Raw genomic sequence first — 6004 nt, forward strand, 5'->3', positions numbered from 1 at the left:
AACCCTATTTTGCTTGGTGTTTGTACGTTTTGTTTGAAATGGAGAACAATGTTCGGCAAGTGGAATCGTCCACGCAATGCCCATAATCACACAGGTTGTCGCGCAGTATGGCATTTATGCGGCGGTTCCGACCGCAAGAATGCATCACCCCGCGCCTGCGCCAATGGCCGCGTATCGTTACATTTGGCAGTTCACTTAGCTGCCGCAATGAGGCATATGGGCGGCACCAAAACACCTGACAAGGACTGATCTCATGCATGATATTCGCGCCATTCGTGACAACCCCGCCGTATTCGACGCGGCGCTGTCTCGTCGTGGGATCGCGCCTCAGTCCTCGCGGATCTTGGCAATGGATGAGGCGCGCCGCGGCAAGATTTTGGCCGCCGAAACAGCGCAGGCAGAGGCAAACAAAGCCGCGAAAGAGGTAGGCGCCGCGAAGGGACGTGGTGATGACGCGGAATTTGATCGTCTGCGCGCGCTGGTTGCTGAAAAAAAATCGCAGATTGCCGCGCTCAATGAACAGGCCAAGGCCGAAGATGCCGCGCTGACCGATTTGCTGATGGGCATTCCCAATTTGCCGGACCCGACCATTCCAGACGGCTCCGACGAAGATGACAACCTGGAAATCCACCGTTTTGGCACCCCAGCCACGCTGGATTTCACCCCGCTTGAGCATTTCGACATTCCCGCAATTCGCCCCGGCATGGATTTCGAGACCGCTGCGAAGCTGTCTGGCAGCCGCTTCGTGCTGCTATCCGGCGCCGTGGCCCGTCTGCACCGTGCCTTGGCGCAATTCATGCTCGATGTGCATGTCGAAGAACACGGGCTGACCGAAACCATCACCCCTGTCCTTGTGCGCGAAGAGATGATGTATGGCACCGGTCAGTTGCCAAAATTCGGCGAGGACAGCTACCAGACAACGAACGGCTGGTGGTTGATCCCGACGGCCGAAGTGACGCTCACCAATATTGTCAACGGGCTGACCATCGACGAAGGCGACCTGCCCCGCCGCTATGTGGCCCATACGCAGTGTTTCCGCTCCGAGGCGGGCTCTGCGGGGCGCGATACCTCTGGCATGTTGCGACAGCATCAGTTTGAAAAAGTCGAGATGGTGAGCGTTACGCGGCCTGAGGAAAGTGCCGCTGAACATGACCGCATGACGAGATGCGCACAGGCGATCCTTGAAAAACTGGAGTTGCCTTACCGCACTGTCGTGCTTTGCACCGGCGATCTGGGTGCAGGGATGCGCAAGACCCATGATATTGAAGTCTGGCTGCCGGGGCAGAACACCTACCGCGAGATCAGTTCCGTGTCTGTCGCGGGTGACTATCAGGCGCGCCGCATGAACGCGCGCTACAAGCCCGACGCGGGCGGCAAACCACAGTTCGTCCATACATTGAACGGGTCCGGCCTTGCGGTGGGACGCGCACTGATTGCCGTGGTCGAGAATGGTCAGCAGGCGGATGGGTCAGTGATGATGCCGGAGGCGCTGCATCCGTATCTGCGTGGCAAGACGATCATTGCACCTGACGGTAAAATGGCATAGCTATTGTTATAAAACATAATGTTACGGATTGTTTTTAATCCGTATTGCAACTCTGATTTGTCATGTCACAATGACTGAAGGCAGGTTTCCATGACACGGTTTCTATCCATCGCCAGTTTGATCGTGACGGCGACATTTGTGATGTCACCGCTGCTGACGGACCCTTTCAGCGGCTTTCGCCCCGATCAACTGCCGATTCCGCAAATCCAGCCGCCTGTACAGCCTGCGGGCTATGCATTTGCGATTTGGGGTCTGATTTATGGCTGGCTTGTTGTGTCCGCCGTCTTTGGTATTTGGCGCCGCGCCGACGACGCTGGCTGGGACAATGCCCGCCTGCCGCTCATTATAAGTCTTGGCGTGGGCACACCCTGGCTCGCCATTGCCAATGACAGCGCGATCTGGGCAACGGTGACGATTTTTATCATGGCGCTGACCGCTGTCATCGCTCTGACCCGCGCACCCAAATCCGACAAATGGTTGTTCGCCGTGCCCGTCGCGATCTACGCCGGCTGGCTGAGCGTGGCCGCGTTCGTTTCACTGGGCACCACCGCGGCAGGCTACGGCGTTCTGACCGACCAGGTCGGCTGGGCATACCTTGGCATTCTGGGGGCGCTGGGTTTGGCAACAGTGGTGCTGCTGCGCACGGGCGCGCCCGCCTACGGGCTCACCGTGGTTTGGGCGCTGATCGGTATCGTTTTGGCCAATCAGACCGCCTTCATTGGTGTCACGCTCCTTGCCACCGCAGGGATTGTCATTGTGCTGACGCTGGTTGTTCTGACACGGCCTAGCGGTCGCCTGACCCCTTCTTGAGATGCTTTGAAAGCCGCGACGGCTGCGACGATTTCTTGTCCTTGTAAGGGTTCTTGTCGCCCTGATCGCGCAAAAACAGCCGGATCGGTGTGCCGGGCATGTCAAAATCCACCCGCAGCCCGTTAATCAGATACCGCTTATAACTTTCCGGCATCATATCGGGGTGCGATGTCATCACGACAAAGGCAGGCGGACGGGTCTTCACTTGCGTCATATACCGCATCTTGATGCGCTTGCCGCCCGGTGCAGGCGGCGGGTGCTGTTCGAGCATCCCTGTCAACCACCGGTTCAGGTTCGCGGTAGAAATACGGCGGTTCCACACATCATGCGCGCGCATAATCGCCTGCTGCAACCGGTCCAGCCCCTTGCCCGTTTTCGCAGACACAGTCACCAAGGGCGCGCCACGGAGCTGCGGCAAAAGACGTTCAAAGCTTTCGCGCAACTCTTTGAGTTTCGCCTGCTTTTCGTCTTCCACGTCCCATTTGTTCACGGCCACAACCACCGCACGTCCTTCCCGTTCGGCGAGGTCCGCGATGCGCAGGTCTTGCTGCTCAAACGGGATTTCAACATCCAAGAGCACAACAACAACTTCGGCAAATTTCACGGCGCGCAGACCGTCGGAGACCGACAGCTTTTCCAGCTTTTCCTGCACTTTGGCTTTCTTGCGCATACCGGCGGTATCAAAAATCCGCATCGGCACGCCCACACCATCCGGCCCCGCCCAGTCGTTCTGGACGGAAATCGCGTCGCGCGTAATGCCTGCCTCCGGGCCCGTCAGCAAACGCTCTTCACCGAGGATCTTGTTAATCAGCGTAGACTTTCCCGCGTTCGGACGGCCCACAACGGCGATCTGCAAAGGCTTGGCCCGGGTCGGCACGCGCGGCGCATCCTCATCATCGTCACCGACATCCACATCAACCTCTGGCGCATCTGCGGCGGCCTGCTCTGCATGGGTATTCGCAATCGGGCGCAAAACATCCATCAACTCGCCCATGCCCTCACCGTGTTCGGCAGACATGCGGATCGGCTCACCCAACCCCAGTGAATAGGCTTCCAGGATCGACGCATCGGCGGCTTTGCCTTCGCCCTTGTTGGCGGCCAAGATCACATTGGCGTTCTTCTTGCGCAGGATATCGGCGAACACCTCATCGGCGGGCAATACCCCTGCGCGGGCATCGATCATGAAAAGGCACACATCGGCCATCTCAACCGCGCGTTCGGTCAGACGGCGCATCCGGCCCTGCAGACTGTCGTCAGTGGCCTCTTCCAGACCAGCACTGTCAATCACGGTAAAACGCAGATCGGCAATCCGCCCCTCGCCTTCGCGCAGATCACGTGTCACCCCCGGCTGGTCATCGACCAAAGCCAGCTTCTTGCCAACCAGACGGTTGAACAAGGTGGATTTGCCCACATTCGGACGCCCCACAATGGCAAGGGTAAAGCTCATCTCAAACGCACCTTTCGGGTTCGCACCATGCAGATACGATTCTGCGCGACTAACGGAAAGCGTGCAATTGCCCTGTTTTGCTCAGAACGTAAAGGGTCTGATCGGCAACAACAGGTCCAGAGGCGGCCCCACCAGGCAAATCAATTGTCCCAATCAGCGCCCCGGAGGTCGGGTCGAATTCGCGGATCAGCCCGTCAGAGGATGTGACGATCAAACGCCCCCCGGCAAGGATCGGGCCGAAGTGGGTGAATATGCTGCGTTGGTTGCGTGTGCGTTCGCCGCCTTCGAATGTGGGCAGGGCCACGCGCCAGACTGGCAGACCCGTGTTTGCATCCAGACGGACCAATTCGTTGATATCATTAATCAAGAACACGGCATTGCCTACGGGCCATATCGGGCTGATCGCCCCTTCCGACGCTGTCCAGATCCGGCTGCCATCAGTCAAATTCAGCGCCACGCTACGCCCGCCAAAGTTACCGATGTAGACCCGGTTGCCGACGATCACCGGATCGCCAGCAATATCTGTGACGATGGAGGCCGCACTGCCGAGCCGCTCACCAGACACAAAAGTAGACCATCGCGGAATACCGCCCAGAGGATAGGTCGCACGTACTTCGCCTGATGGGAATGGGAACACAACGTAGTCGCCGCTGACCGCAGGCGATGCGCCACCACCAAAATTCGCGGTCGAGGGCGCGCCGGATTGCTGCCAGCGCACCCGTCCGCTGTTGATATCAAGCGCCCAGGCTGAGCTGTCGCGCGCCACCACATAGACCAGATCATCGCGCACCGTAGGGGCGGCATTTGCTGGCGCATCGAGATCCTGCACCCAAAGCGGCGCCCCTGTTGCCGCATCAAGCGCAGATATCTCTCCGTAGCCGGTTGTCACATAAAGCTGGTCACCGCTGACAGTGATCCCACCGCCCGATGCGTCGCCGCGATCGTCGCCCGCAGGGGTCAGATCACGCGACCAGATCATCGCGCCATCGCGTGATGTGGCCGTCACAAGCGCCATTGCATCAATAGTATAGACCACGCCACCGGCCACAACCGGATGCGAGGTGATGCGCGCACGGCGGCTATCGCCCTCCCCAATGTCGGCAACAAAGACCGGTTGCAGATCACGGCCAAGCGCGGGATGCGTGATGCTATGCGCCGCAGAACCATTGCGGTGTCCCCATTGCGTATTCACCTGCGCAGCAGGCAATGCAATCGGGGCCACCTGATTTTCAAAAACCGTCTCATCACGAATGTCCTGCCGGTCACCGGGCAGGATGATTTCCCGTTCACCACAGGCAGCCAAAACGGCCAGAGACAATACAGCAAGTGTTCTTTTCAACGCCACAACTTAAGTCCAATCAACGCGTTACTGGGTCACGATATCGTTCGGCTCTTCGCCCAATGCCACCATGAGGGTCTGGACCCGTTCACGCAAGCTGCGTGTCACAGAGGCGTCCTCTTCGATGCGGCGCAACTGGGCAACAGCTGCGTCACGGTCGCCTTCGGTCAGGGCCAGATAGGCTAGCTGTTCCTGTGCCAGCAAGCTGAACGGCATACCGGGAGCCGCGAGCGCTTCAAGCGTCGATTTGCGCGCCGCTACATCATCAGACGGCAAGATAGCCGCTTTGAACGCGGCCAAATCGCGGTACATCTGCGGCGCATCAGGATCGACCGCCAAGGCGTTCAGGGTGGCGCGCGCGGCATCAACAGCGCCTGCTTCCAGTTGGGTGGCCGCACGCAGCAGAAGTGTCACTGCCGCAGCACTGCCATCTGCGGGGACCGCCTCAAGCGCCTGCGCGCGGACTGCCGGGTCGTTTTCGGAAAGGGCGGCCAACAAGGCATCACCGGTCGCCTGTGCAGCATTGCGCGCCTGCGCGTTGCTGTATTCGTTAAATGCCGCCCCGCCCACCAACAACAGGACACCCGCCACGCCGATCCAACCGTAACGCCGCAGATATCCAAAGAGCTTCTCACGGCGCACTTCTTCGGTGACTTCGTTGATAAAACTGTCGGTATCGCTCACCTGATGTCCCCATTCTTGGAAGGAATTTGATCTGTCCTGCGCGTTCATATCGTGAAGCCTGCACAATGAACAAGGGCCGAGCCGCAAAACCATTCCAAAGGTCGCTTTATCACGCAGAATTGCACGCTTGCTCTGGCAGCATGACATTGGTAAAGTGAAAGATCGGAAGAGCGTCGGG

Annotated in this window: 6 protein-coding genes; 3 read left to right on the forward strand and 3 right to left on the reverse strand. The window is 58.9% G+C overall.

Annotated elements, in window-relative coordinates; genetic code table 11:
• The 3 genes from ACFDSS_RS13095 to ACFDSS_RS13105 form a co-directional block, all read left to right on the forward strand.
• Window positions 1–249: hypothetical protein (locus ACFDSS_RS13095; protein ID WP_375256176.1), on the forward strand; the 249-nt coding region annotated here is incomplete at its 5' end.
• Between the two features lie 4 nt (window positions 250–253).
• Entirely contained in the window at window positions 254–1546 is a 1293-nt protein-coding gene (serS, locus tag ACFDSS_RS13100) for a serine--tRNA ligase (RefSeq protein WP_375256177.1), read from the forward strand.
• Window positions 1547–1636: 90 nt separating this feature from the next.
• Entirely contained in the window at window positions 1637–2356 is a 720-nt protein-coding gene (locus ACFDSS_RS13105; protein WP_375256178.1) for a hypothetical protein, read from the forward strand.
• On the opposite strand, the gene der is transcribed toward ACFDSS_RS13105, so the two are convergent.
• The 3 genes from der to ACFDSS_RS13120 are packed head-to-tail and all read right to left on the reverse strand — an operon-like array spanning window position 2331 to window position 5826.
• Window positions 2331–3803, reverse strand: coding sequence for a ribosome biogenesis GTPase Der (der, locus tag ACFDSS_RS13110; protein WP_375256179.1), 1473 nt, complete (start codon window positions 3801–3803; stop codon window positions 2331–2333). The two genes, ACFDSS_RS13105 and der, sit on opposite strands and share 26 nt — an antisense overlap.
• A 49-nt stretch (window positions 3804–3852) precedes the next feature.
• Window positions 3853–5148: a PQQ-binding-like beta-propeller repeat protein gene (locus ACFDSS_RS13115; protein WP_375256180.1), complete on the reverse strand. Its 1296-nt coding sequence runs from the start codon at window positions 5146–5148 to the stop codon at window positions 3853–3855.
• A gap of 21 nt (window positions 5149–5169) precedes the next feature.
• Entirely contained in the window at window positions 5170–5826 is a 657-nt protein-coding gene (locus ACFDSS_RS13120) for a hypothetical protein (protein WP_375256181.1), read from the reverse strand.
• Window positions 5827–6004 lie beyond the last annotated feature (178 nt).

The organism is Yoonia sp. (assembly GCF_042093035.1).
Lineage (GTDB): Bacteria > Pseudomonadota > Alphaproteobacteria > Rhodobacterales > Rhodobacteraceae > Yoonia.